Genomic DNA, 24582 nt, shown 5'->3' on the forward strand with positions numbered 1-24582 from the left:
GAACGCATAGAAACCCTGCTGGAGCAGTATGGAGATCGCTGTACGCAGGTGCTGTTGGTGACGCACTCAATGGGCGGTCTGATTGCCCGGATGTGCGCGACCCTGCCCGGCATGGAGACCGCAATCTGCGGAATTATCCACGGCGTCATGCCGACCAACGGCGCCCCTGTGGCCTACAGGCGGTGCAAAGTTGGCATGCAAGATGAGGACTACGGAACCTCGCTTGTAATCGGCGGCAGCGGGCAGGAAGTGACGGCGGTTTTTGCTCAGTCGCCAGGTGCGTTGCAATTGCTGCCGACGCGGCGCTATGCGCCGGGATGGCTGAAGCTCTTGCGCGAAGAACAATCGCGCACCGTTCCAGCCATGCCGGCGGTTCCGTCCCCTTCGCAATGCCCGTATGAAACCATCTATCTGGAAAGAGACAGGTGGTGGGGTCTGGTCAAGGAAGAATGGCTGGCGCCGAAAGGCGGGACGACCATCGAATGGACCCATTACACGCGTGCCATTGGATTTGCTAAAGAGTTCCACGAAGAGTTGGGCACTTACTACCATCCAAATACCTACGTCTTCTACGGGTCGGATACCAAATTCGCCAGCTTCGAATCGATCCGATGGACGATACGCCCGGGGTTGCGCCCAGCACGCGCCACACAGCCACCTATCCCGATCGAAGCCCTTCTTGAAGCCCGAAACTCGGACATTCAGCACAATGGCCGCACGCCGCTTTATGCAAGAGGACAAAGCCGCGTGGCTTCTCCCTCGCTACGGTATGTCGACGCCACTTCCCCGCCGGAAAAATTGCAATACAGCGATTGGGAGCTGCACTGCGACATGCAGGACGGCATTGGGGACGGCACGGTCCCCATCAGTTCAGGCCGCGCACCGCTTGATCAGGCCAAGCGCGGCCAAGTGAAAGAACAACTCGAAATGCAGGGGTTCAAACATGAAGGCCCATTCCGAAATGAATTGGTCCAGCAGATCACGTTGCAGTGGATCCTGAAACTAGCGGCCCAGGCGAGGAAGTCATCATGAAAACCCGCGTCGTTGCCGCCGCAATTGCGCTTGCGGCCCTCGTAGCCGGCAGCATCCTGCTCCTACAACACAAGGACACCCCCGTGACCAACGCAACCACAGACATCCGCACCTGGGCATTCGGCCGACACTTGATTGATTTGCCTTCGAACTGGTTTTACAGCACAGGCAGCTACGTCACGTTGTATTACGGATTGGATACCGATTTCAAAACCGTCGAAGTCAGGGTGTTAGGGATGGAAGTCTCCCCCGAACGCTTTGCGGACGCGGTGAACGACAGATCATCCCAGATTAAAAACGTCGATCATGATTCAGGTGGCTCGATGATGGTGGCCCAAATCAAGTTGAGCGAAACGAAAACGTTGCTACGTTTCTTTCATAGTCCCGAACTGAGGAATTACCACACCCATGAAATCCACCTTCTCGTGGACGACGTCTATGTCCTGATCAAGGCTGATTCATTCGAGAACGTCATCGCGCCAGTCGAAGCCCGCATCCAAACCCTGGCCAAGACCATCTCGAAGATCGACGACCCGCAGAGTGCCGGACCAGGCTTTGGGCTCGGTCCCGTCATCATCCGCGAACATCACGATCAGGAAATCGGCATGCTGGAGTTCTATGTAGACGGCTCCAACATTGAACTGGAAGCCCGAATTACCGCCCTGCAGCCAGACTCATCCACCGGCCTTCAAGCACGCGCCAAGAAACAGCTATCCGGTATCTGGCATAACAGGTTGCGCGCGGGAAAGCTGACCCTTGCCGCCATGCAAGCGGAACAGTTTGCGTTCGGATACACGGACACCGACCATCATGCCTTCCTCTTTTTGGCGGAAAGCTACCGGGACACGCCGGGATTTACCCAGCCGTCCATTCACTTGACCATGAGTGGCGGCGGCGCGCTTATGCAGACCGTTCCCGACGAAGTCAAACTGGACCTCGTCCGCTGGTCCCTGCCCCGCTTCGTCCCCGACAAACACGCCATTCCCCCCTGGAAACGTCCACCCGCGCCGCCCCGCGTGAACGCGGCCCTGTCCGATAGGGAAGCCGGCAAGATCTGGGACGCCATGTTGGCGTCAATACGCCTGCGTTACCGAGCCGTCGCGCCCAAACCGCCATCGGTGTTCGATCAGGTCGGCAACCCGGAGAAGGCAGCTGCCGACAAGAAGGCGCTGGACGATTTTCTCAGCACCGATGAAAACGGAATGCCCTGGACGCCGCCGGAATCTGGAATTGAGTGACGCCATGACGCCATGCTCGGCCATCCCGGCTTATGCGGTCGTCTGATTGCGATAGGCTCAAGGACACTTGAATAGTGTGGCCGCGCTAGTGGTTTTCCCTGAAATCCGTTAATTAGGCGGCCCAGCCCGTTCACAAGCCGCACGCGCTCCGGTACATTTCGTCCAGTGGCCTGACCACTGGACCATCAGGCATCTCAACAAAATCCAGCCACGCTTACGCCCACGCAAGACACCACCACCCCAAACCTATTACGCTCAGCGTCCCGAACACTTCAACCCGCCACACGATGACTTCCCTACAGGCCGTAGCCTCAACCCGCCTTTACCGCATGATTGCCGACCAGATCGCCGCGCGCATCAAGGCGGGCGACTTTCCCGCTGGGGGCCGCCTGCCCGCCGAGCGCGAGCTGGCCGAGCAATTGCAAGTCAGCCGGGCGTCGGTACGGGAAGCCTTGATCGCCCTGGAAATCGAGGGCTATGTGGATGTGCGCGTGGGCACGGGCGTGTTTGTGTGCCAGCCGCGTGAAGATGGCCAGTATCAAGACCCGGCGCCGACCGCCGCCGCCGACAGCGTCGAAGCCACCGACATCGGCCCCTTCGACCTCTTGGAAACGCGCTTGCTGATCGAACCGGAATGCGCCGCCCTGGCCGCGCAAAAGGCCTCGCCCGCGCAAATTGCCGCCATCCGCGCCGCGCACGACGGCATGTCGCTGACCGAATCGCCCAGCGTGCATGACCGCGCCTTTCACAGCGCCATCGGCGCCGCTTGCGGCAACGCCGCCCTGGCCGCCGCCATTTCGCACATCTGGCACCTAAGCACTTTGAGCCCGGTGTTCCATCGCCTGGAAGAACACTTCGTGACCACCAAGGTGTGGATCGAAGCCCAGAAAGAACACGAACGCATCCTCGCGGCCATTGTCGACCGCGATCCCATCCGCGCGCGCCACGCCATGCACGACCACCTGGTCGGCATCCTGGCGCGCTTGCGGGAAGACTTCGGCAACGTTGGGATCCGATGATTTGACGAACTTCTAATCCGCCACGCCTGAGACGCATCAGGCCCCTTCCCTGACCGACCGTGCATGCACCGCCGGCGCAATATGCGCCGCCCGCGGCAAGGGGAGCGGCTTGCCTGTCGATAGGAAAAAAGCGCAACCAACGCAGCACCGCAAGACCGCAGCACAGCACCCCGTAGGCCCCACACATAAAACATATCAAGGTGAAAACATGCAGCTAACCCGTACCGTGAAGTTCGTGAGCGCGGCGCTACTGGCGCTGGGCGCCCATGCCGCCCAGGCCAACAAGGCCGACAATTCCCTCAACATTGCGTTTGACGCCGCGCCCGCCACGCTGGACGCCTACAAGGAATCGGACCGTCCCGGCCTGGCGCTCGCGCGCATGGTCTTCTCGGGTCTGCTGCAAAAGAACCAGGACACGGGCGAGTTCGGCCCGGCCATCGCCACGGGCTACAAGTTCGTGGACGACACCACCATCGAACTTCCCATCCGCCGCGACGTGAAGTTCCACGACGGGTCGTTGTTGACCATCGACGACGTGCTCTACACGCTGAACCTGGTGTCGTCGGACGCGTTCAAGGCGCGCTTCCAGAACCAGGTGGCCTGGATTGCGAAGGCGGAAAAGGTCGGTGACGACACCGTGCGCATCAAGATGAAGACGCCCTACCCGCTGGCGCTGGAAATGTTGTCGGAAAACCTGCCGATCTATCCGCGCAAGTATTACGAGGCGAATCAGTCGGACATGGGCGCCAAGCCCATCGGCACGGGCCCGTATCGCCTGACCGACAGCCAGCCCGGCAGCCGCTATGTGTACGAACGCTTTGACGATTACTTCGGCCCGAAGCCCGCCGTGCAAAAGCTGGTGGTGCGCGTGCTGCCTGATGCCAACACCCAATACGCCGAGCTGCTGTCCGGCGGTCTGGACTGGATCTGGCGCGTGCCGCCCGATGTGGCCAAGCGCATGGAGAAAACGCCGTCGGTCACGGTGAAAAGCAGCAGCATCATGCGCATCAGCTATATCTCGCTGAACCCGCGTTTTGACGACGGCAAGTCGCCGCTGGCCAAGCAGGAAGTGCGCCAGGCCATCAACCACGCCATCGACCGCGAAGCCATCCGCAAAGCACTCGTGGGCGGTGCGTCCAAGGTGATCAACACGGCCTGCAACCCGGCGCAGTTCGGTTGCACGACAGACGTGCAGTCCTACAAGTTCGACCCGGCGCGCGCCAAGCAACTGCTGGCGCAAGCCGGCTACCCCAATGGCATCACGCTGGACCTGGTGATCTCGGCGCCGCCGCGCAGCATCCTGGACGCCGCGGCCGCCCAGATGGCGCAGGCCGGCATCAAGGTGAACCTGGTTGAACAGCAGTACGGCACCGCCATGACCAACTGGCGCGAGGGCAAGACCGCCATGCTGGCGTCCAACTGGGGTTCCTACGGCATTGCCGACGCGGCGCTGTCCACCAGCAACTTCTTCCGGGGCGGCCCGGATGACCAGGCGCGCAACCCGGAGGTCATCAAGCTTCTGGAAGCGGCCGACACGTCCGTCGACCGCGACCTGCGCGCCAAGAACTACGCGGCCGCGCTGAAGATCGTGGCCGACCAGGCGTACTGGGTGCCCTTGTGGAACCACTCGCTGAACGCCGTGCAGGCCAAGGGCCTGAATTTCTCGGTGGACGGCGACGAGTTCCCGCGCTTTTACAAGGCCTCCTGGAAATAAAGCTTGCGGCGCTTGCGCCCAGGCCTTGTTCCAAGCGTTGTGCCATTCCGGTCCGGGCGCGTGTAAGCCCCCGGCCGGAACGGCGCGCGCCGCTGCACGTCGACGCGCGCCGACGCAAGCCCATAAAGGTTGACCCATGATTGCATTCCTGTTTCGCCGTGTGCTGGTCGCCGCCCTGCTGGTGGTGTTCGTGTCGCTGATCAGTTTTTCGCTGGTGTTTGCGTCCGGCAACCCGGCCGCCCGTCTGGCTGGCGAAGGCAGCGCGGCGGATGCCGCCCGCCTGTCGGTACAGCACGGCTTTGACGACCCCATCCTGCTGCAATACGGCCGCTGGCTGACCGGCGTAGTGCGCGGCGATTTTGGCGACAGCCTGTATTTCAGCCGCCCCGTGGCCGAACTGCTCAGCCAGCATTTTCCCGCCACTGCCAAGCTGGGCCTGGCCGCCATGGCGTTTGCGCTGCTGCTTGCCATCCCCTTGGGCGTACTGGCCGGCATGCGCAAAGGCTCGCTGGCGGACCGCGCCACCATGTTGCTGTCGGCCTGCGCGCAAGCCATGCCGCCGTTCTGCCTGGCCTTCCTGTTGATCATCGTGTTCAGCGTGCGCAACCAATGGTTGCCTGCCTCGGGCTTTGACACCTGGAAGCACTACGTGATGCCGGTGGTGGCGCTGGGGCTTTTCGCCATGCCCGCCATGCTGCGCCTGATGAAATCCGAAATGGAAACCGTGCTGGCCACCGACTACATCCGCACCGCCCGCGCCATGGGCCTGGGCGGCCCCAGCGTGGTGCTGAAGTACGCGCTGCGCAATGCGCTGCGCCCGCTCGTGTCGCTGGCGGCGGCGCAGATGGGCACCTTGCTGGCGGGCTCCGTCGTCATTGAAACCGTCTTCGCCATCAACGGCGCGGGCCTGCTCGCCTGGACCTCGATCCTGCGCGGCGACTTTCCCACGATGCAGGCGCTGATCCTGATCTTTGCGCTGATCTACATCGTCCTGACTCTCGTCGCCGACCTGATCAACGGTTGGCTGGACCCCCGCGTGCGAGCCGCCTGATGAATACCGCTATCCCCTCCCCCCTGCCCGTCGCGCCGCGCGGCGACCGCCTGGCGCGCGCCGGCCAACGTGTGGGCCTTATCGTGCTGGCCCTGCTGGTGCTGGCCGGCTTGATCGGCCCCTGGCTGATTCCGCACGACCCGTATACGCAAGATCTGCTGGCCCGGCTGCAAGAGCCGGTGTGGGCCGAAGGCGGTGACTGGAATCACATCCTGGGCACCGACCAGTTGGGCCGCGACGTGCTGGCGCGCGCGCTGTACGGCGTGCGGGTGTCGGCCTTGATCGGCCTGTCCGTTGCACTGATGGGCGGCTTGATCGGCACCACCTTGGGTGTCGTCGCCGGCTACTTCGGCGGCGGCGTGGACCGCGCCGTGTCCTTCCTGATCACCGCGCGCCTGGCCTTGCCCATCATTCTGGTGGCGCTGGCCGTGGTGTCGGTGGTGGGCGCGTCGCTCACCGTGGTGGTGCTGGTGCTGGGCCTGCTGCTGTGGGAACGCTACGCGCTGGTTGCACGCACCATGGCCGCCGGGCTGCGCAACGCGGAATTCGTCACGGCCTCGCGCTTGCAAGGCTGCACGCATCTGCAAATCATCTGGCGCGACATCCTGCCGAACCTGGTGGGCAACCTGCTCATCATCGGCACCGTGGATGCGGCCATGGCCATCACGCTGGAAGCCTCGCTGTCGTTCCTGGGGCTGGGCGTGCCCGCGCCGATGCCGTCGCTGGGCCTGATGATTGCCGAGGGCAAGGAAAACATGCTGTTCCAGCCCTCGCTGGTGGTCATCCCCAGCATCGTGCTGTTCGTGCTGGTGCTGTGTGTGAACCGGGCGGGCGAAACGCTGCGCGCCATCCAGATGAAGAAAGGTTGACGCCATGACCGCCACTTCCCACTCCCTGCTGCGGGTTGAAAACCTGCACATCGACATCCATACCGCCACGCACACCAAGCACGTGGTGCGCGCGGTGGACTTCACGCTGGAACGCGGCAAGACGCTGTGCATCGTGGGCGAATCCGGCTGCGGCAAGTCGTTGACGGCGCTGGCGTTGCTGGACCTGCTGCCCGCCGCCGCGCGCCGCCGCATGACGCGGCTGGAGTTCGCCGGGCAGGACCTGTCCACGCTGAACGCGCGCCAGTTGGCGGAATTGCGTGGCGCACGCATCGCCATGATCTTCCAGGACCCGATGACGTCCTTGAACCCGGTGTTTCAGATAGGCACGCAGCTGATCGACGTGATGCGCCGTCACAAGCGCGTCAGCCGTCGCGAAGCCGCCGAGCGCGCCGAATACCTGCTGCGCCGCGTCGGCATCACCAACCCCGAAGAACGCATGCGCCAGTATCCGTTCGAACTATCGGGCGGATTGCGCCAGCGCGTGATGATCGCCATGGCGCTGATGTGCGGCCCCGAACTGCTGATTGCCGACGAACCCACCACCGCGCTGGACGTCACCGTGCAGGCCGAACTGCTGGACCTCTTGCGCGACATCCAGGCCGAGTTCGGTTTGGGCATGGTGTTCATCTCGCACGATATGGGCCTGGTGGCGCGCATTGCCGACCACGTCATCGTCATGTACGCCGGCGACATCGTGGAAGGCGGCACCGTGCAAGAGGTGCTGACCCGCCCCAGCCACCCCTACACCGCCATGCTCCTGAACTGCATACCCCAGCCGGGCCGCACCGCCCCGCGCACTGACCTGCCCACCATCGCGGGCGCGGTGCCGTCGCTGGACGTGGCCATCCGGGGCTGCGCCTTTCGTGAACGCTGCCCGGTGGCCGAAGCCCGTTGCGCGCAGCCGCTGGTGTCGCGCATGCAAGGCAGCCACCGTTGCCTGTGCGTGAAGCCAGGCGCGTTGCTGGCGACGAAGATTGCGGGAGTCTCGGCATGAACGACAAGCTGAAGTCCGCCAGCATCCGCCTGAACGCGCTGTCCTTCCAATACGGCCGCGCCGGCCTGTTCTCGCGCCGCCCCGCGCCGCGCATCCTGCATGACATCGACCTGCACGTACCCGCCGGCCAGACCATCGGCCTGGTGGGCGAATCCGGCAGCGGCAAGTCCACCATCGCCAAGCTCATGCTGGGCCTGTTGGCGCCCACCCAGGGCCAGGCGCTGCTGGACGGCCAGCCGCTGGCCGCGATGCCGGCGCGCGCCCGCGCCCGCCGCATCCAGATGGTGTTTCAGGACCCGTATTCGTCGCTGAACCCGCGCCGCACCATCAATGAAATCCTGACCGCGCCGCTGCGCGTGCATGGCATCGGCAATGCGGCGTCTCAGGCGGCATCGGTGCGCCGCATGATGGACGCCGTGGGTCTGGTGCCCGCCTTTGCCGCGCGATATCCGCGCGAACTGTCCGGCGGCCAACGCCAGCGCGTGGCGATTGCGCGCGCCCTGATGCTGGAGCCGCAACTGCTGATCTGCGACGAACCCACGTCCGCGCTGGACGTATCGGTGCAGGCGCAAATCTTGAACCTGCTGATGCAATTGCAGCGCGACCGTGGCCTGGGCTATCTGTTCATCAGCCATAACCTGGCGGTGGTGCAGCACATTGCCGATGACATCGTGGTGCTGCAAGGCGGCCGCATCGTCGAACGCGGCACGGCCGATCAGGTTTACTTTTCGCCCCAGCATCCTTACACCCGGCAATTGATCGGCGCGACGCTGGCTGTGCCCGACGCGCAGGAACTGGCCGCATGAGCGCCGCGCCGCATTACCTGCTGGTCGGCAACGACGAAAAAGTCACCTGGGACGACGGCCAGATTCGCTTCCTGGCGCCCGGCCGCGACACGCTCAGCATTTTCGACGCCGCCGCCAACCCGGCCGCGCCGATGCATGTGGCGACGCTGCCCCTGCCCAATTCGCTGTTCGGCCCGCCGGTCAACCTGGCGGTAACGCCGGACCAGCGGCTGGCGCTGATCGCCGATTCCATGGCATGGCCGGAACGCCCCGACGGTCAGGGATGGCAGCCCACGCCGGGCCGCGATCTATACGTGGTGGACCTGGCCGCCACGCCGCCCGCCATCGTGCAAACGCTGCAAGTGGGCCTGCAACCGTCCGGCCTGTCGATCAACCGTGCCGGAACCATGGCGCTGGTGGCGAACAAGGCGGGGAAGTCGGTATCGGTGCTGAGCATCAACGATGCCCGCGTCAACGTTGTCGCAGAAATCGACCTGGGCACGCCCGTTGTCGCCGTGTCGTTCTCGGCCGATGGCCGCCGCGCCTTCGCCGTCAAGACCGACACGCACCGGCTGGCCGTGCTGCACATCGACAACAGCGGGCCCGTGCCGCGCGTCACGCATGACCCCGCCGAAGACCTGACCACGGGCCTCGTGCCCTTCAACCTGGTGGTGTCGCCCGACGGCGCGCTGGCCTTGGTGGTGGACATGGGCAGCCCGACGGCCTCCGACGGCCATGCGGATTCCATCAGCGTGGTGGATCTTCAAAGCGCGCCGCCGCGCGTCATCGACCGCCTGATGGTGGAAGACGGCCCCGAGGGCATCGCCATCAGCCCCGATGGCCGCCATGCCGCAGTCGCCATCGTGCAGGGCTCGAACAACCCGTCATCTGAATGGTTTCACCACCCGCGCGGCCAGATCGTGCTGCTGCGCATTGAGGGCTTGCGCGTGACGCGCGCGGGCGCCATCGAGGTGGGCGCGCTACCCGAAGGCATCGCCTTCAGCCCCGACAGCCGCTATCTGTATGTCGGCAATTTTCTGGACGCAAGCTTGCAGGTGCTGGCCGTGGGAGACAACGGCCTGACCGATACCGGTACGTGTATCCCCCTGCCCGGCCACCCCGCATCCATGCGGGGGCAATCCTACTGAGCGGGGCCGCACCCCGCCGCCTGTTGAACCCACCCCACCTTCTCTTTTCGCATCTGGAGTACCCCCATGACCCACGCTCCCCAAACGTTTCGCGCCCTGATCGGTGGCGCGCTTGTCGCCATGGCCGGCTTTGCGCCGCTATCGGCCCATGCCATGGACATCAAGCTGGGCCACGTGCTGGCCCCCAACCATAGCTGGAACAAGGCCGCCGAAGGCTTTGCCGCCGAGGTCAAGGAAAAGACCGACGGCCGCGTCAACTTCGTGCTGTTCCCCAGCGGCCAGTTGGGCAATGAAAAGACCATGCTGGAAGGCTTGCAGATCGGCAGCCAGGGCGCGGCCATCATCGGTTCGGGCTCGTTGCAGCCGATTGAACCGAAGTTCGGCGTGGTGGAACTGCCCTACACCTGGTCGTCGTCGCAGCAGGCCTACAAGGCCTTTGACGGCGAGCTGGGCGCGGCGCTGGCCAAGCTGGCCGACAAGAAAAACCTGACCATCATTTCCTGGTGGGAAAACGGTTTCCGCCACGTGACCAACAACCGCGGCCCCGTTGCCAAGCCCGCCGACCTGGCCGGCCTGAAAACCCGCGTCACGCCCGACAAGATGCGCCTGGACACCTTCACCGCCCTGGGCGCCAACCCGGCCCCGCTGGCCTTTGGCGAGCTGTACTCGGCATTGCAGCAAAAGGTGTTTGACGCGCAAGAGAACCCGCTGTCCATCATCTACACCTCGTCGTTCTTCGAAGTGCAGAAGTACCTGTCGCTGACGGGCCACGTGTGGGGTCCGGCCAGCCTGATCATCTCCAAGCCCGTCTGGAACCGAATTTCGGCCGACGACAAGAAGGTGGTGCAGGCCGCCGCCGACAAGTGGCGCGACGCCCAGCGCAAGATGATCACCGACGGCGATCAGCAATTCGTGGCGCAGCTGAAAGAGAAAGGCATGCAGGTCAACGAGGTCGACAAGGCCGCCTTTGCCGCCGCCGTGCAACCCGTGTGGAAGACCTACTCGGTCACCTACGGCCCTGAGTTGATGGCGCTGGTGCAGAAGTACCGCGAGGCCAAGTAATGCTCAACCGACTGTCCGCCATTCTGTCGGGCATCAGCAAGGCCTTCGCCGCCCTGGCGGTGGCCTTGCTGGCGATCCTGATCTCTTACGTGGTGTTCTCGCGTTTCGTCACGCACACCACGCCGCATTGGGCCGAGGAATTGCCGCGCCTGGTGCTGGTGTGGTCGGCCTTCATTGGCGGCGTGGCGTGCAGCCATGACCGCTCTCATCTCATGGCCGGCCTGCTGCCCTTCATGGTGCGCAGCCCGCGCGTGCTGAACGTGGTTGAACGCGTCAACCAGGCGCTGGTCATCGTGGGGCTGGCGGTGTTGGGTTACGCCGGCTGGCAGTTGGCCGAACTGACCGGCGACCAGACGCTGCCCGCGCTGGATGTGTCCGCCGGCACGGTGTACCTGGCATTGCCGTTCGCGTGCGCCATCACCATCGTGGTTCATCTGGCGCAGCTATTCGCGCCCACCCCCGCCATGGCAAAGGAATAACAAGATGTCTTCGGGAGCTCTCTTCCTGATGGGCGTGTTCACGATCACGGTGCTGATCGACATGCCCATCGCATTCGGCCTGGTGCTGGCGTGCCTGGCCTACCTGGCCGTGTACGACGCCGCGCCCATGATGGTGGCCGCGCAGCAGTACGTGGTGGGGCTGGACAGCTTCACGCTGCTGGCCATTCCGCTGTTCATCCTGGCCGCGCAACTGATGAACGGCGCGGGCCTGACGCAGCGCATCGTGCGCTTGTGCGCCGCCATTGTCGGAGACATCAAGGGCGGCCTGGCGGTCGTGGCCGTACTGGCCTGCCTGATGTTTGGCGCGCTGTCCGGCTCGGGCGTGGCCGACGTGGTCGCCATCGGCAGCCTGCTGTTGCCCGCCATGGCGCGCAGCGGCTACGACAAGGGCTTTTCCTGCGCGCTGGTGGGCAGCGCGGGCGCCACGTCCACCATCATCCCGCCCAGCATCGTGCTGATCGTCTACGGCACCATCACCGATACGTCGGTGGGCAAGCTGTTCGTGGCCGGCATCGTGCCGGGAATTCTGCTGGGTTTCTCCTTGATTGGTGTTGCCATCTGGCAGTCGCGCAAGCACAACTGGGCGGGCGGCCAGCCGTTTTCCTGGGGCGAACTGCGTGCCGCCACCATCGATGCGCTGCCCGCGCTGATGGTGCCCGTGCTGATCATCGGCGGCATCCGCTTCGGCATCTTCACCGCCACCGAGGCCGCTTCCAGCGCCATCGTCTACGCCTTGCTGATCGGCTTTTTCTGGTATCGCTCGCTAAGCCTGAAGTCGCTGTGGAGCAACCTGAAGTCCACCGGTGAAAGCAGCGCGTCCATCTTGCTGCTGATCGGCGCATCCGGCCTGTTCGCCTGGGTGCTGGTGGCCGAGCAGGTGCCGCAGGCACTGTCCACCCTGCTGGTGGAATGGACCGACAGCAAGACCGCCGTGCTGCTGGTGCTGACGGTGGTGTTGCTGCTGCTGGGCACCTTCATGGAAGCCATTCCCGTCATCATCATCGTGGCGCCCGTGGTGATGCCGGTGCTGGCACACTACAACATCGACCCGGTGCATTTCGGCATCCTGCTGTCCATCAACATGGCCATCGGCGCCAATACGCCGCCGGTCGGGGTGGACCTGATGGCCGCTTGCAAGATTGGCGGCATCAACATGATGCAGACGCTGCGCCCGCTGTCCTGGATGATGCTGGCCATGACCGCCGTGATGTTGCTGCTGACCTTTGTTCCTGAACTGGTGCTGTTCCTGCCGAGGCACGTGCAATGACAACGACCGCTTATCTACGCCGCCCCGCCGCGCTGCGCCGCAGCTGGATGTTTGTGCCCGGCATGGACGCGGCCGCGCAGGCCGCGGGCCTGGCCAGCGGCACGGACGCGCTGGTGGCCGACCTGGAAGAGTTCACCGCGCCCGTCGAGCGGCCCGCCGCCCGGCCGCGCATCGCCACGCTGTTCGCCACCTGCCGCGCCCAGGGCGTGGTGGCCGCCGTGCGCATCAACAAGCTGGAAGACGACGGCCTGGCCGACCTGCGCGGCGTGATGCCCGGCGCGCCGGACGCGGTGTTCCTGCCGCACGCCGAAAGCGCCGCGCAGATCATCGCGCTGGACCAGGCCATCAGCACGCTGGAAGCCGAACTGGGCCTGCCGGCCGGCAGCACGGAAATCGTGCCCACGCTGGAATCCGCGCTGGGGCTGGTGCGCGCCTATGACATCCTGACCGCCAGCCCGCGCGTGTCCGCCTGCCTGCTGGCCGCCGAAGACCTGACGGCCAGCCTGGGCGCCGAACGCGGCAAAGACGGCATCGAACTGCACGCCGTGCGCGCCCGCTTTCTGGTGGACTGCACCGCCGCCGGCTGCGTGCCGATCGACTGCCCGTTCAACTACCGCGACCTGCCCGCGCTGGAAGCGGACTTGCGCTGGGCGCGCCGCCTGGGCCTGAAATCCAAATGCGCGACGGTGGCCGAGCAAGTGCCGCTGATCCACCAGGTGTTCACGCCCAGCGCGCCCGACGTAGACGCCGCGCGCAACTGCGTGGCCCGCTTCGAGGCCCAGCGCGCCGGCATGCATGACGCCGAACGCATCGACCCGCCCACCTACAACACCGCGCGCCGCCTGTTGGCGCGCCACGACCAATTCGAACGATGGGCCGCCGAGCGCCGCGCGCAGGCCGTCCCACAACCAGGAGACCTTGCATGACGTCATCCGCACTTCCCGAACGCAACGGCGGCCAGATCCTGATGCAGCAGTTGCGCATCCATGGCGCGCGCCGCGTGTTCATGATTCCCGGTGAAAGCTACCTGCCCTGCATCGATGCGCTGAACGAACACACCGACGCCATCGAACCCATTGTGTGCCGCCAGGAAAGCGGCGCGGCCTACATGGCCGAGGCCTATGGCAAGCTGACGGGCGAACCCGGCATCTGCTTTGTGACGCGCGGCCCGGGCGCCACCAACGCCAGCATCGGCGTGCACACCGCCTACCAGGACTCCACGCCGATGATCCTGTTCGTGGGCCAGGTGGGCAATGACTTCATGGAACGCGAAGCCTTCCAGGAAATCGACTACCGCCGCATGTTCGGGCAAATGGCCAAGTGGGTGGCGCAGATCGACCGCACCGACCGCATCCCCGAATTCATCTCGCGCGCCTTCGCGGTAGCCACGAGCGGCCGGCCCGGGCCGGTGGTGCTGGCCTTGCCGGAAGACACGCTGTGGGGCACCGCCCGCGTGGCGGACCTGCCGCGCTACCCGCGCGTGCACAGCCACCCCGGCGCGGCCGATCTGACGCGCATGGTCGACTTGCTGAACGCCGCCGAACGCCCATTCCTGCTGCTGGGCGGCAACGGCTGGCACCAGACCGCCATCGACCAGATCGCCGGTTTTGCCGAGCGCTTCGAGCTGCCCGTGGGCACCGCGTGGCGCCGCCTGGAGTGTTTTGACCAGCGCCACCCCAACGCCGCCGGCCACGTCGGCTGGGCCATGACGCCCGACCTGCGTCAGCGCTTGAAAGACGCCGACCTGGTGCTGGCCGTGGGCACGCGCCTGGGCGAAGCCACCACCGAAGGCTATACCGTCATTGAAAGCCCGCTGCCGCGCCAGAAGCTGATACACGTCTACCCCGACGCCGCCGAACTGGGCCGCGTGTTTTCGCCCACGCAGGCCATCGTGGCCGACGTGGCCAGCTTTGCCGCCAGCGTGGCTGACCTGGCGCCCGGCCATGCCACACCGCGTGGCGAGGCCGTGCGTATCGCGCATCAGCAACTGACGGAGAGCCTGACGCCGCTGCCCTCGCCCGGCGCGATGAGCCTGGACGCGGCCGCCGCCTATGTGGACGCGCATCTGCCCGCCGAGGCCTGCGTGACCGTGGGCGCGGGCAACTACGCGCTGTATCCGCACCGCTATCGTCGCTACGCAGGCCCGGGCACCAGCCTGACGCCCACAGTGGGCTCGATGGGCTACGGCCTGCCCGCCGCCATTTCCGCCAAGCTGGAAGACCGCCAGCGCGACGTGGTCTGCTACGCGGGCGACGGCTGCTTTCAGATGAACATGCAGGAACTGGGCGTGGCCTTGCAGTACAAGCTGGGCGTGGTGGTGCTGGTGTTCAATAACGGCATCTGGGGCACCATCCGCGCGCATCAGGAACGCGAATTTCCCGCGCGCACCATTGCGTTGGGCTTTGAAAACCCTGACTTCACGCAGATCATCCGGGGTTACGGCGGCCATGGCGAAGCCGTGGAAAACACCGCCGACTTCGGCCCGGCGTTTGAACGCGCGCTGGCGTTTGCGCGGCAACACAACCTGCCCGCACTGCTGGAAATCCGCTACGACGCCAACGGCATCGCGCCGGGCGAAACGTTGATGGGCATCCGCGAAGCCGCGCAGGCCCGCCTTGCCCGCGGTATCGGCACTAACAACACTGGCAATAACAGCGCCAGCGTCTGACAGGACCTGACTCCATGACAAGCACCATTTCAATCAACGGACAGCGGCTGTGGCAGTCGCTGATGGACCTGGCGCAAATCGGCGCCACGCCCAAGGGCGGCAACTGCCGGCTGGCGCTGACCGCGCTGGACGGCCAGGGCCGCGATCTCGTCACCGGCTGGATGCGCGACGCCGGCATGACGCTGCGCGTGGACCAGGTGGGCAATATCTTTGCCCGCCGCGCCGGCCGCAATAACGACCTGCCGCCCGTCATGACGGGCAGCCACATCGACACCCAGCCCACCGGCGGCAAGTTCGACGGCTGCTACGGCGTGTTGGCGGGGCTGGAAGTCATGCGCAGCCTGAACGACCACGGCGTCGTCACCGAAGCGCCGCTGGAAGTGGCCATCTGGACCAACGAAGAAGGCTCGCGCTTTCTGCCGGTGATGATGGGCTCGGGCGTATTCGCCGGCAAATTCCCGTTGGAAGTCGCGCTGAACGCGCGCGACCACGACGGCAAATCCGTGGCCGACGAGCTGGCCGCCATCGGCTACGCCGGCCCGGATGCGGTCGGCGGACGGCCGGTCGGTGCGTATTTCGAGGCGCACATCGAGCAAGGCCCGATTCTTGAGCACGAAGAAAAAGTGGTTGGCGTGGTGACGGGTTCCTTGGGCGTGCGCTGGTACGACGTGGTCATCACCGGCATGGAAATGCATGCCGGCCCCACGCCCATGCCCATCCGCCGCGACGCGCTCTACGCCGCTACCTTCCTGTTGCAGGCGGTGATCGGCATCGCCAACGACAACCAGCCGCACGGACGCGGCACGGTCGGCGAAATCCACGCGCACCCGGGTTCGCGCAACGTCATCCCCGGCCAGGTGCGCTTCACCGTGGACCTGCGCCATGAAGACGAAGCCACGCTGACGCAGATGGACGAGCGCTGGCTGGCCGCCTGCACCGACGTCGCCGAACGCCACGGCGTCACCGTGGACGTGAAGCAGGTGCAGTATTTCCCCCCCACCCCGTTCGACCCGGACCTGGTCGCCAAGGTGCGCGACGGCGCCACGCGGCGCGGCCTGGCCGCCATGGACATCGTCACCGGCGCCGGCCACGACGCCGTCTACATGGCCAGCGTCACGCCCACCGCCATGATCTTCGTGCCCTGCAAGGACGGCGTGAGCCACAACGAAATCGAAGACGCCAAACCCGCTGACCTGGAAGCCGGCTGCAACGTGCTGCTGGACGCCATGGTCGCGCGCGCCAACCACACCGGAGACCCAGCATGAGCCAACACGATCACGCTTACTGGCAAGCCCGCGCCGCCGCGCTGAACTTCAATGGCCAGGCCTACATCGACGGCGCCTACTGCGACGCCGCCGACGGCGCCACGTTCGCGGCATCCAGCCCCATCGACGGACGCAAGCTGGCCGACGTGGCCGCCTGCGGCCAGGCCGATGTGGACCGTGCCGTGGCCGCCGCCCGCCGCGCCTTCGAAGCCGGCGTATGGAGCCAACTGGCCCCGCGCCAACGCAAGGAACGCCTGCTGCGCCTGGCCGCCCTGATCGACCAGCACACCGAAGAACTCGCCCTGCTGGAAACGCTGGACATGGGCAAGCCCATCCGCGACGCGCTGGCCTTTGACGTACCGGAAACCGCCCGCTGCTACGCCTGGTACGCCGAAGCCATCGACAAGATCTACGACGAAATCGCCCCCACCGGCCCCGACGCGCTGGCCACCATCACCCGCGAAGCGCTGGGCGTGGTGGCGGCCGTGGTGCCGTGGAACTACCCGCTGATGATGGCCGCATGGAAAGTGGCGCCCGCCCTGGCCGCGGGCAACAGCGTCATCTTGAAGCCGGCGGAACAGGCGTCGCTGTCGGCCATCCGGCTGGCGGCGTTGGCCGAAGAAGCGGGCATCCCCGCGGGCGTCTTCAGCGTGGTGCCCGGCTTGGGCGCGGTAGCGGGCCAGGCGCTGGGCCGTCACCCGGACGTGGACTGCGTGGCCTTCACGGGCTCGACCGCCACCGGCAAGCGCTTCATGACCTATTCCGGCGAATCCAATCTGAAGCGCGTGTGGCTGGAATGCGGCGGCAAGTCGCCCCACATCGTGTTTGACGACTGCCCCGACCTGGACCGCGCCGCGCAAGCCGCCGCGCTGGCCATCTTTTCGAACCAGGGCGAAGTCTGCATCGCGGGCTCGCGCCTGTACGTGCAGGACGGCATCTACGATGCCTTCATGGAAAAAGTGGCCGCCTGCGCCGCCACGCTGCAACCCGGCGACCCGCTGGACCCCGCCACCGCCATGGGCGCCATGGTGGACGAACGCCAGATGCAAGGCGTGCTGGCCCGCATCGCCGCCGGCCAATCCGAAGGCGCCACCTTGCGCATCGGCGGCAAGCAAGCCCGCAGCGCGTCGGGCGGCTACTACATCGAACCCACCATCTTCGATTGCGCCCACCAGGATTCCGCCCTGGTACGCGAAGAAATCTTCGGGCCGGTGTTGGCAGCCCAACGTTTCAGCACCGAAGACGAGGCGATCCAGTTGGCCAACGATTCGGTGTACGGCCTGGGCGCCGGGCTGTGGACGGCCAACCTGTCACGCGCGCATCGCTTGTCGCGCCGCCTGCGCGCGGGGCTGGTGTGGGTGAATTGCTATGCGGACGGCGACATCACGGTGCCGTTCGGCGGCGTCAAGCAATCGGGCTCCGGGCGCGATAAGTCGCTGCACGCGCTGGATAAATATTCGGACCTGAAGACCACCTGGATCAGCTTGACCGTGTAATCGTGTCATGGCTCACGCCCTTGGGCAGAATCACCGCCAAGCGGGTAGGTGATTCCGCCCAAGGGCAAGCTAAAACCACGATCTTCGAGAATCCAGGTGCTGAGCCAAGTCCATCACATCGTGCAGCACTCGGCCGATTGGATAGCCGATAGACCCACATTACTTCCTCATGTTTACCCTGGCGGCAGCCTGCGCCCCAAGCTGTTCGATGAAACTCTCGAGCTGATCGTCTGTGACATCGGTAAAGCGCCCTGCGGCGATGTCAGCCCATCCCTTGTCGGCGGCGTCGCGGAGCACGTTGAGCTTGGCTTCTTCTATCCCAATCATCCACCCTTCATCCCTCAACATCGTCCACCCCTCCGTACAGCGATGGCAGCAGCACAGGCAATGCATCCAGGGCGAAGGCAAAGCGCACGGGGCCGCGCGGGGTATCGGATGCCACCAATCCACTTTTCAATGCCGCCGCCAACAACGATCGCCCCGTGCGTTCGCCCAGCCCCGTCATCTGAATAAACTCGCCTCGGCTGACGGGGCCTGCGGCAAACAAAAAGTAGATGGGTAAGGCCGCCTCGGCCCGCAAGCGGCCGTGCGCGGCTTCCACCTGCACGGCGGCATGGATCTTCGTTTTCATCGAATCCAAGGCCAGCATGCGCGTCATGTAGGCCACCTGATCTTCACAAACGTCCAGAAAGTATTCAACCCACTGCACCAGGCCCTTTTCGCTCAGGTTGCCGCGGCCGTCCAGGTCACCCTGGCGCGGCGCGTCCGCGCACGCCAGATAGCCGTAGTAGTCGTTCACGCTGCGCGCCAGGCCACGGTTGACGGACCAAAGCCCCTGCGTGATCGGCAGCATCGCGGCATGGGTCTGTAAGCGCGACGCGCGGCCATTGCCATCGGCAAACGGATGCATCCACGCCATGCGATGGTGCGCGCAGGCGATGGCGATCAGCTGCGCGTCGGCGGGCCTGGGGCGGTCATAGTGCTGGGTGAATGCCGCCAGGAATTGCGGCAATGATTGCCAGGCGGGAGGATGATGGCGGCCTACCGTGACATCGATCGTGCGCAACGCGGCAGGCTGCACCACGTAGCCGTCCTGGGTGGTTCTGTCGCGGGCGTCCAGATGGCTGTACAAGGCGCCATGCGCGGCGGTGGCAAAGTCAGCGCCCAGCGCGCCCTGGGTATCGGCCAGGCGAGACATGGCTTTTTCAGCCTGGATATGCGCCACGGCAATGCGCTGCAATTGCGCCACCTCGGGCCGGTCTGAAAATTCCTGATGCAAGGCGGCTTCGATGTTGCGGGGCGTGGTGCTTTGGCCTTCGATCCGGTTGCTGTAGTAGGAATTCATGTTGCGCAATAGATCGCGCAAGGCGTCGCGCGTGGCGGGATGCGCCAGCGCCCCGAGTTCTACCGATTGGTGAACGATCGCGCGAGCGCGTTCCAGCAGCCGCACGGATGTGGCTTCGGCGGGCTGGAGGGGCAAGAATTGATGCGGAGAATCGTACATTTGGCCCGAGCATTTTCCGGTTCTTTTGCCGGTTTTTTTGCCGATTATTATTGCATTTATCAAATTGATAAATAAGCAATATATTTAATTAATTCGGTGATTGTACGAAATTTCTTGCCGGTTTCTTTGCCGGTTCATTCTCCCGCTGTTTCAGCGCGCTAAGCTCCCTTCACCACCCGATGCACGAACTGCAACTTCCCGATCACCTGCGCCGGCAGCACGAATGGATAGAAATCCCGTTGCCCCATGCTGCGGGCCAGTTCGTTCAGCACGCCGGTCAAGGCGACCCAGGCGTTGACCAAGTCCAGGAACGCCTGCCCTTCCGGGTCGTCCGGGTCGTATAGCGCGTCCTTGGTGAAGGGTTCATAGGACTGCTCGACCGTCGTCCGCGTGATGCCGAAGCTGATGGCGGTGTCCAGCGTGTCCATCATGTGCAGGTAGTGGGCCCAGGTTTCGGCCCAGTCTTCCCAGGGGTGGCAGGACGCATAGGTGCTGATGTAGTGCAGCGCCCAGTCGGCGGGGGGGCCTTGCTCGTAGTTGCGTTGCAGCGCCTGGGCGTAGTCGGCCTGTTCGTCGCCGAACACCTGACGAAACGGCTCCAGCCAGGGGCCGCCGGCAATGCGCTGGTCCCAGTAGTAGTGGCCGATCTCGTGGCGGAAATGGCCGAGTAGCGTGCGGTACGGCTCGCGCATGTCTTCGCGCACTTTCACGCGGTAGGCGTCGTCGGCTTCCTGGATGTTGATGGTGATGAGCCCGTGCGCGTGCCCGGTCAGCAAGGGCGCGCCGTCGGCGCCGGGCGCCAGCAGGTCGAAGGCCAGGCCGCCGTCATCGGGCGTTTCCGAGCGCCGGATGGGCAGGCCCAACATCAGCACCTGCGCGATCATCTGGCGCTTTGCCGCTTCCACCTTGCACCATAGCGGGCCGTTTTCGGGCACCGACAGGTCAGGAATGGTGTGGTTCAAGCTACAGGCCAGGCACAGCGTGTCGGCCGATTGGGCCGGCAGCAGCCAGTTGCACAGGGCCGGCATGGCGAAATTGGCGCAGCGTTTGTAAGTCCTGCCACGCACCTTGCCCGATTCACGCAGGATGCCGCTGGCCGGCTCCACGTCCAGCGCCACCACGTGCCCGCGCTTGGGGTCAAAGCCCAGTTGGCGATGGCAGTTCAGGCATTCCGTGTTGCTGAAAAAAATGGGCTGCCCGCACACGCACTGAAAGGCCTTCGCCCGCGCATGCCGCACGCGTGCGCGTTTCGGGGCGCGCAGTTGGCGGTGGATCGCGTCGAAGAAGTAGGTCATGCATCCATTCCAGTCGGAAACTCGTCTATGGGCGCGACGGTCACGCGCACATCCAATTCATGGCCGCCGCCTCGGATGACACCCCGTAAGGGCGTCACGTCGGCGTAATCGCGGCCGTAAGCCAGCACCACATGCGCCGTGCCCGGCACCACGTCGTTGGTGGGGTCCAGGTCAATCCAGCCGCCATTGACGTCCACCCCCGCGCAATGCACCGACACCCACGCGTGCGAGGCGTCGGCCCCGATCAGGCGCGGTTGGCCGGGTGGCGGCTGCGACATCAGATACCCGCTGACATAGCGCGCCGGCAAGCCGATGGCGCGCAGGCAGCCGATCATCAGATGCGCAAAATCCTGGCACACCCCGACGCGCTCGTGAAAGACGTCAAGAATGGGCGTGGACACCTGCGTATGCGCCGGCTGGTAGCTGAAGTCGGCGTGGATACGGTGCATCAAGTCCAGCGCGGCTTCGGCCACGGGCCGCCCCGGCGTGAATGACAGCAAGGCGTATGCCCGAAGCTCGGCATGCAGCGGCACGTAGGTGGAGGGAAAGCTGAATTCCGCTTCCGGCGCAAACGGCAAGGCGGGGTCGTACCGCAAGCGCCGTGCCGCGTCTTCCCAGGGCAAACCCGCCGTGGGGTCCAGCGCGCCAAAACGCGGGTAAACGGTGACGCGGCTGGTGGCGCGCACGGTCAGCGCGTCATGCGGGGCGTACAGGGCGAAGAGGCAGCGCGTATTGCCAAAGCCGTCCACGGTCTCGGTGATGGCGGGCGGTGCTGGCGTGACGCTCAGTGTGTAGGCGTCGACCGCCTGGCAAGCGTCGTTCAGCGGGCGTAAATAACCCAGGTGATGCGCCAACTCCACGGGCGCGGCGTAGCGGTAAGCGGTTTCGTGGTCCACGCCCAGGGTCATCCCTTGGGTCGCCTCCACGGCCACCTCCGGGGCGTCGGCGGGTGCATCCAGGTAGGAAGTCGAAGAATTCATGGGTGCGGGGCCGGTAAATTACGCGCTAAGCGTCTGGTCATGGCCGGCTGCGTGGCTGAAGTAGCGCAGGCTGATGGCGTTGGACAGCGCACTGGCGGCGTCCTCAAGTTGTGCGGTCAGCGCCAGCACGCCGCCGTATTGGCTTTGGCCTTGGCTTTGGTGCTGTCCACACAGCTCCGCCAATGTCACGCCCACGCCGTCTTCTGGCAACAGGCGGACCAGGTCCGTGGCGGGGCCCGCCACCGTATCGGGCAGGCGCGCCACCTCTTTGCGCAGCACGTTCAGCACGCAGGCGAGCGACCGCGGGTTGGCGGGTTCCTGCACCAGCAGGTTCAGCAGCGCCGGCACTTCCTGGCGGCCCGGATAATACGCGCGGTAGGTGATCTTGCTATCGAATAGGTCCAGCAGCATGTTGAAGCCGCTATCGCCCAGCACCGCATTCTGGCGAAACAGCGCGCCCAGCAGACCGGCCATGGCGGACAGGCGTTCAATCTGCCGGCCGATTGTCAGCAGGCGCCAGCCATCGTCGCGCGTCATGCGGTCGGTTTGCGAGCCGGTGATGGCCGATAGCTGCATGCCCAGGCTTTTCAATCCGCGCAGCACGTCCGGCGCGGACATCGGCGGCGTGTCCGACCCCGACTCCGGCACCCCGGGTTCGCCGCCCTTGCCGCCGGACGCCATGCGCATGAAGCCTTCGTGCGCCGTCACAACCAGCCGCCAATGCTCGGGCGACAGCCGGTCGCGAATCTGGCCCGCGGCGAATGCCAAGGCGCCCAGGTTGCGCGCCACGCCGCCTTGCGTCGGGCCGCCCGCCAGCTCGGCCACCAACGTGGCTTCAAACATGCGCACCGACAAGGTGGGCGCGGCCGGCACCAGGCCGCTGCGCTGGCACAAGGCATCGACGGCGGCAAACAGTTCGCCGGCATTGTCTTCGTCGCTATTCAACCAGGTCAGCGCCACCGTGGCCAGGCGCACGTCGTTCTCCGCGCGTTCGGTGTAGCGGCCCATCCAGAACAGGTTTTCGGCGGCGCGGCTGGATACCGGGCGGCTCGCCGGCACCAGCTCTTCGGGCCGCAGTTGCACGGGCAGCATCGAAAATGTATCCACCGCGCCCCGGGTGGTGACCCAGGTGTCCATGCTGCTGCCGCCGCGCTGCATGGACACGATCTGCTTTTCTCGGCTGGCGATGCGGGTCAGCCCGCCTGGCAGCACATTCCAACCGCCCTCGCCGTCCGCGATGACGAACACGCGCAGCATGGCCGCGCGCGGCACGATGTGGCCGGCGGACCAACTGGGTGCTTGCGACAGCGGCAGGTATTGCTGGATGGTGTAGGCGTCGGGGTGGTCGGCGATGCGGGCTTGCAGCGCGGCATGTTCGGACGGCGGCACGGCGCCCCCGATCACGGGTTCGAAGCCGCCCCGCATATTGTTGGGATAGGTGGACTTGACCACCGTGCCCGGCAGGTTGGCCAGCACCTGTTCGCGCGCGGCCGCTTCCCCGCACCACCACGACGGCAGCGACGGCAGCAACAGGTCGGCATCAAACAGGTGGCGACTGATGGCGGGCAGGAAACCGTTGATGGCGGGGGATTCCAGAAAGCTCGTGCCCAACGAGTTCGCCACCAGCACGTTGCCCGCGCGCATGACTTGCAGCAGGCCCGGCACCCCTAGCGTGGAGTCCGAGCGCAGCTCGAGCGGGTCGCAGAAATCGTCATCCAGCCGGCGCAGCACGGCGTGTACGCGCTCCAGGCCGTGCAGCGTTTTCAGGTACAGCATCTGATCGCGCACGACCAGGTCGCCGCCTTCCACCAACGTAATACCCAGGTAGCGCGCCAGATAGGTCTGTTCGAAATAGGTTTCGTTGTAGGGGCCGGGCGTCAGCAGGACGATGCGCGGTGGAGTGTGCGGCAAGGCTTGGGCCGACGACCCGCCCGGGCTCAACTTGTACAGCATGTCCATCAGCCGGCGATAGCTGGTCGCCAGATGCTGCACGCGCAGTTCCTTGAAGGCCTCGGGGAACATGCCGGAAATGGTCAGGCGGTTTTCCAGCAGATAGCCCAGCCCGGACGGCGCCTGCGTGCGTTGCGACACCACCCACCAGTTGCCGTCGCTGGCGCGCGCCAGGTCGAAGGCGGCAATGTGCAGATAGGTGCCGCCCGGCGGCAGATAGCCGCGCAAGGGGCGCAGGTAACCGGGATGGCCGAACACCAGCGCGGGCGGAATCAGCTTGTCGGCCAGCAGGGTTTGCGGCCCATAGACGTCGCCCAAGATGCGGTTCAGCAAGGTGGCGCGTTGGCGCAACCCCTGTTCGATAACCGACCAGTCGGTGTCGTTGATGACGAAAGGCAGCAGGTCCAGCGACCAGGGCCGGGCCGAGCCGTTGGCGTCGGCGTAGATGTTGTAGGTGATGCCGTTTTCGCGGATCTGCCGGGCCACCACGTCAACGCGCCGGTCCAGGTCGGCAAAGCCGTTGGTGCCCAATAGCTCGAAGAAACGGGGCCAGGGTTCGCGCAGCCGGGTGGCGCCCGACGCCTCTGCCGGTGCGCGCAGTTCGTCATAGTGGCCCGGCCGTGCGGGCAGCGCCGCATGAACCGCCAGGGATGCGACATCCTGCGACGGATCGGTCTGAAAAAGAAATTGCGGCATGGGGAATCAGAGGGCGACCGGTGCGCCG

The 24582-nt window shown here is 65.3% G+C and carries 21 protein-coding genes; 16 read left to right on the plus strand and 5 right to left on the minus strand.

What is annotated here, in order from left to right; all coding sequences use genetic code 11:
• The 16 genes from WBR68_RS28515 to WBR68_RS28590 all read left to right on the plus strand — a co-directional run.
• Positions 1 to 1032, plus strand: a 1032-nt coding sequence (locus tag WBR68_RS28515) for a GPI inositol-deacylase (protein ID WP_230695921.1), incomplete at its 5' end; no start/stop codon positions are given.
• On the plus strand, positions 1029 to 2270 hold the full coding sequence (locus tag WBR68_RS28520; RefSeq protein WP_230695922.1) for a T6SS immunity protein Tli4 family protein: 1242 nt from the start codon (positions 1029 to 1031) through the stop codon (positions 2268 to 2270). The genes WBR68_RS28515 and WBR68_RS28520, both read left to right, overlap by 4 nt.
• A 287-nt stretch (positions 2271 to 2557) precedes the next feature.
• Positions 2558 to 3289, plus strand: a complete 732-nt coding sequence (locus WBR68_RS28525; RefSeq protein WP_230695923.1) for a FadR/GntR family transcriptional regulator — start codon at positions 2558 to 2560, stop codon at positions 3287 to 3289.
• Between the two features lie 208 nt (positions 3290 to 3497).
• Positions 3498 to 5003: an ABC transporter substrate-binding protein gene (locus WBR68_RS28530; RefSeq protein WP_050444866.1), complete on the plus strand. Its 1506-nt coding sequence runs from the start codon at positions 3498 to 3500 to the stop codon at positions 5001 to 5003.
• 136 nt (positions 5004 to 5139) lie between these two features.
• Positions 5140 to 6054: an ABC transporter permease gene (locus WBR68_RS28535; RefSeq protein ID WP_230695924.1), complete on the plus strand. Its 915-nt coding sequence runs from the start codon at positions 5140 to 5142 to the stop codon at positions 6052 to 6054.
• Positions 6054 to 6923, plus strand: coding sequence for an ABC transporter permease (locus tag WBR68_RS28540; protein WP_230695925.1), 870 nt, complete (start codon positions 6054 to 6056; stop codon positions 6921 to 6923). The genes WBR68_RS28535 and WBR68_RS28540 overlap by 1 nt, the downstream gene beginning before the upstream one ends.
• A 4-nt stretch (positions 6924 to 6927) precedes the next feature.
• On the plus strand, positions 6928 to 7938 hold the full coding sequence (locus WBR68_RS28545) for an ABC transporter ATP-binding protein (protein WP_230695926.1): 1011 nt from the start codon (positions 6928 to 6930) through the stop codon (positions 7936 to 7938).
• Entirely contained in the window at positions 7935 to 8744 is an 810-nt protein-coding gene (locus tag WBR68_RS28550; RefSeq protein WP_230695927.1) for an ATP-binding cassette domain-containing protein, read from the plus strand. Before WBR68_RS28545 ends, WBR68_RS28550 begins: the two co-directional genes overlap by 4 nt.
• Positions 8741 to 9871, plus strand: a complete 1131-nt coding sequence (locus tag WBR68_RS28555; RefSeq protein WP_230695928.1) for a lactonase family protein — start codon at positions 8741 to 8743, stop codon at positions 9869 to 9871. The genes WBR68_RS28550 and WBR68_RS28555 overlap by 4 nt, the downstream gene beginning before the upstream one ends.
• 120 nt (positions 9872 to 9991) lie before the next feature.
• Positions 9992 to 10933, plus strand: coding sequence for a TRAP transporter substrate-binding protein (locus WBR68_RS28560; RefSeq protein WP_370641290.1), 942 nt, complete (start codon positions 9992 to 9994; stop codon positions 10931 to 10933).
• The gene (locus WBR68_RS28565; RefSeq protein WP_127184522.1) at positions 10933 to 11412 is read left to right on the plus strand and encodes a TRAP transporter small permease; all 480 of its coding nucleotides are present in this window, start codon (positions 10933 to 10935) and stop codon (positions 11410 to 11412) included. Before WBR68_RS28560 ends, WBR68_RS28565 begins: the two co-directional genes overlap by 1 nt.
• A gap of 4 nt (positions 11413 to 11416) precedes the next feature.
• Entirely contained in the window at positions 11417 to 12700 is a 1284-nt protein-coding gene (locus WBR68_RS28570; protein ID WP_050444873.1) for a TRAP transporter large permease, read from the plus strand.
• Positions 12697 to 13626, plus strand: coding sequence for an HpcH/HpaI aldolase/citrate lyase family protein (locus tag WBR68_RS28575; protein ID WP_230695930.1), 930 nt, complete (start codon positions 12697 to 12699; stop codon positions 13624 to 13626). The genes WBR68_RS28570 and WBR68_RS28575 overlap by 4 nt, the downstream gene beginning before the upstream one ends.
• Complete coding sequence (locus WBR68_RS28580; RefSeq protein ID WP_230695931.1) at positions 13623 to 15368, plus strand: thiamine pyrophosphate-binding protein; 1746 nt, start codon at positions 13623 to 13625, stop codon at positions 15366 to 15368. The genes WBR68_RS28575 and WBR68_RS28580 overlap by 4 nt, the downstream gene beginning before the upstream one ends.
• 14 nt (positions 15369 to 15382) lie before the next feature.
• The gene (locus tag WBR68_RS28585; protein WP_230695932.1) at positions 15383 to 16633 is read left to right on the plus strand and encodes a Zn-dependent hydrolase; all 1251 of its coding nucleotides are present in this window, start codon (positions 15383 to 15385) and stop codon (positions 16631 to 16633) included.
• Positions 16630 to 18129, plus strand: coding sequence for an aldehyde dehydrogenase (locus WBR68_RS28590; RefSeq protein ID WP_230695933.1), 1500 nt, complete (start codon positions 16630 to 16632; stop codon positions 18127 to 18129). The genes WBR68_RS28585 and WBR68_RS28590 overlap by 4 nt, the downstream gene beginning before the upstream one ends.
• 159 nt (positions 18130 to 18288) lie before the next feature.
• Here WBR68_RS28590 and WBR68_RS28595 read toward each other — a convergent pair whose 3' ends face one another.
• The 5 genes from WBR68_RS28595 to WBR68_RS28615 form a co-directional block, all read right to left on the minus strand.
• On the minus strand, positions 18289 to 18456 hold the full coding sequence (locus tag WBR68_RS28595; RefSeq protein WP_164741255.1) for a hypothetical protein: 168 nt from the start codon (positions 18454 to 18456) through the stop codon (positions 18289 to 18291).
• A gap of 7 nt (positions 18457 to 18463) precedes the next feature.
• The gene (locus tag WBR68_RS28600; RefSeq protein WP_230695934.1) at positions 18464 to 19609 is read right to left on the minus strand and encodes a Fic family protein; all 1146 of its coding nucleotides are present in this window, start codon (positions 19607 to 19609) and stop codon (positions 18464 to 18466) included.
• Between the two features lie 182 nt (positions 19610 to 19791).
• The gene (locus tag WBR68_RS28605) at positions 19792 to 20928 is read right to left on the minus strand and encodes a zinc-binding metallopeptidase family protein (RefSeq protein WP_230695935.1); all 1137 of its coding nucleotides are present in this window, start codon (positions 20926 to 20928) and stop codon (positions 19792 to 19794) included.
• A complete protein-coding gene (locus tag WBR68_RS28610; RefSeq protein WP_230695936.1) occupies positions 20925 to 21908 on the minus strand; it encodes a transglutaminase family protein in 984 nt (327 codons plus the stop codon). Before WBR68_RS28610 ends, WBR68_RS28605 begins: the two co-directional genes overlap by 4 nt.
• A gap of 18 nt (positions 21909 to 21926) precedes the next feature.
• Positions 21927 to 24554 (minus strand): circularly permuted type 2 ATP-grasp protein, encoded by a 2628-nt coding sequence (locus tag WBR68_RS28615; RefSeq protein ID WP_230695937.1) that lies wholly within the window; start codon positions 24552 to 24554, stop codon positions 21927 to 21929.
• Positions 24555 to 24582 lie beyond the last annotated feature (28 nt).

Origin of the sequence: Achromobacter sp. JD-1 (genome assembly GCF_038594925.1) — a bacterium.
Taxonomy (GTDB): domain Bacteria; phylum Pseudomonadota; class Gammaproteobacteria; order Burkholderiales; family Burkholderiaceae_B; genus Achromobacter; species Achromobacter spanius_C.

Bases quoted from the DNA above. Each gene is read 5' to 3' on its own strand.
- WBR68_RS28560 (WP_370641290.1), top strand. From the start codon at position 9,992: ATGGCCGGCTTTGCGCCGCTATCGGCCCATGCCATGGACATCAAGCTG.
- WBR68_RS28565 (WP_127184522.1), top strand. From the start codon at position 10,933: ATGCTCAACCGACTGTCCGCCATTCTGTCGGGCATCAGCAAGGCCTTC.
- WBR68_RS28570 (WP_050444873.1), top strand. From the start codon at position 11,417: ATGTCTTCGGGAGCTCTCTTCCTGATGGGCGTGTTCACGATCACGGTG.
- WBR68_RS28610 (WP_230695936.1), bottom strand. From the start codon at position 21,908: ATGAATTCTTCGACTTCCTACCTGGATGCACCCGCCGACGCCCCGGAG.
- WBR68_RS28615 (WP_230695937.1), bottom strand. From the start codon at position 24,554: ATGCCGCAATTTCTTTTTCAGACCGATCCGTCGCAGGATGTCGCATCC.
- WBR68_RS28550 (WP_230695927.1), top strand. From the start codon at position 7,935: ATGAACGACAAGCTGAAGTCCGCCAGCATCCGCCTGAACGCGCTGTCC.
- WBR68_RS28540 (WP_230695925.1), top strand. From the start codon at position 6,054: ATGAATACCGCTATCCCCTCCCCCCTGCCCGTCGCGCCGCGCGGCGAC.
- WBR68_RS28590 (WP_230695933.1), top strand. From the start codon at position 16,630: ATGAGCCAACACGATCACGCTTACTGGCAAGCCCGCGCCGCCGCGCTG.
- WBR68_RS28585 (WP_230695932.1), top strand. From the start codon at position 15,383: ATGACAAGCACCATTTCAATCAACGGACAGCGGCTGTGGCAGTCGCTG.
- WBR68_RS28520 (WP_230695922.1), top strand. From the start codon at position 1,029: ATGAAAACCCGCGTCGTTGCCGCCGCAATTGCGCTTGCGGCCCTCGTA.
- WBR68_RS28595 (WP_164741255.1), bottom strand. From the start codon at position 18,456: ATGATTGGGATAGAAGAAGCCAAGCTCAACGTGCTCCGCGACGCCGCC.
- WBR68_RS28525 (WP_230695923.1), top strand. From the start codon at position 2,558: ATGACTTCCCTACAGGCCGTAGCCTCAACCCGCCTTTACCGCATGATT.
- WBR68_RS28575 (WP_230695930.1), top strand. From the start codon at position 12,697: ATGACAACGACCGCTTATCTACGCCGCCCCGCCGCGCTGCGCCGCAGC.
- WBR68_RS28605 (WP_230695935.1), bottom strand. From the start codon at position 20,928: ATGACCTACTTCTTCGACGCGATCCACCGCCAACTGCGCGCCCCGAAA.
- WBR68_RS28580 (WP_230695931.1), top strand. From the start codon at position 13,623: ATGACGTCATCCGCACTTCCCGAACGCAACGGCGGCCAGATCCTGATG.
- WBR68_RS28535 (WP_230695924.1), top strand. From the start codon at position 5,140: ATGATTGCATTCCTGTTTCGCCGTGTGCTGGTCGCCGCCCTGCTGGTG.
- WBR68_RS28555 (WP_230695928.1), top strand. From the start codon at position 8,741: ATGAGCGCCGCGCCGCATTACCTGCTGGTCGGCAACGACGAAAAAGTC.
- WBR68_RS28545 (WP_230695926.1), top strand. From the start codon at position 6,928: ATGACCGCCACTTCCCACTCCCTGCTGCGGGTTGAAAACCTGCACATC.
- WBR68_RS28530 (WP_050444866.1), top strand. From the start codon at position 3,498: ATGCAGCTAACCCGTACCGTGAAGTTCGTGAGCGCGGCGCTACTGGCG.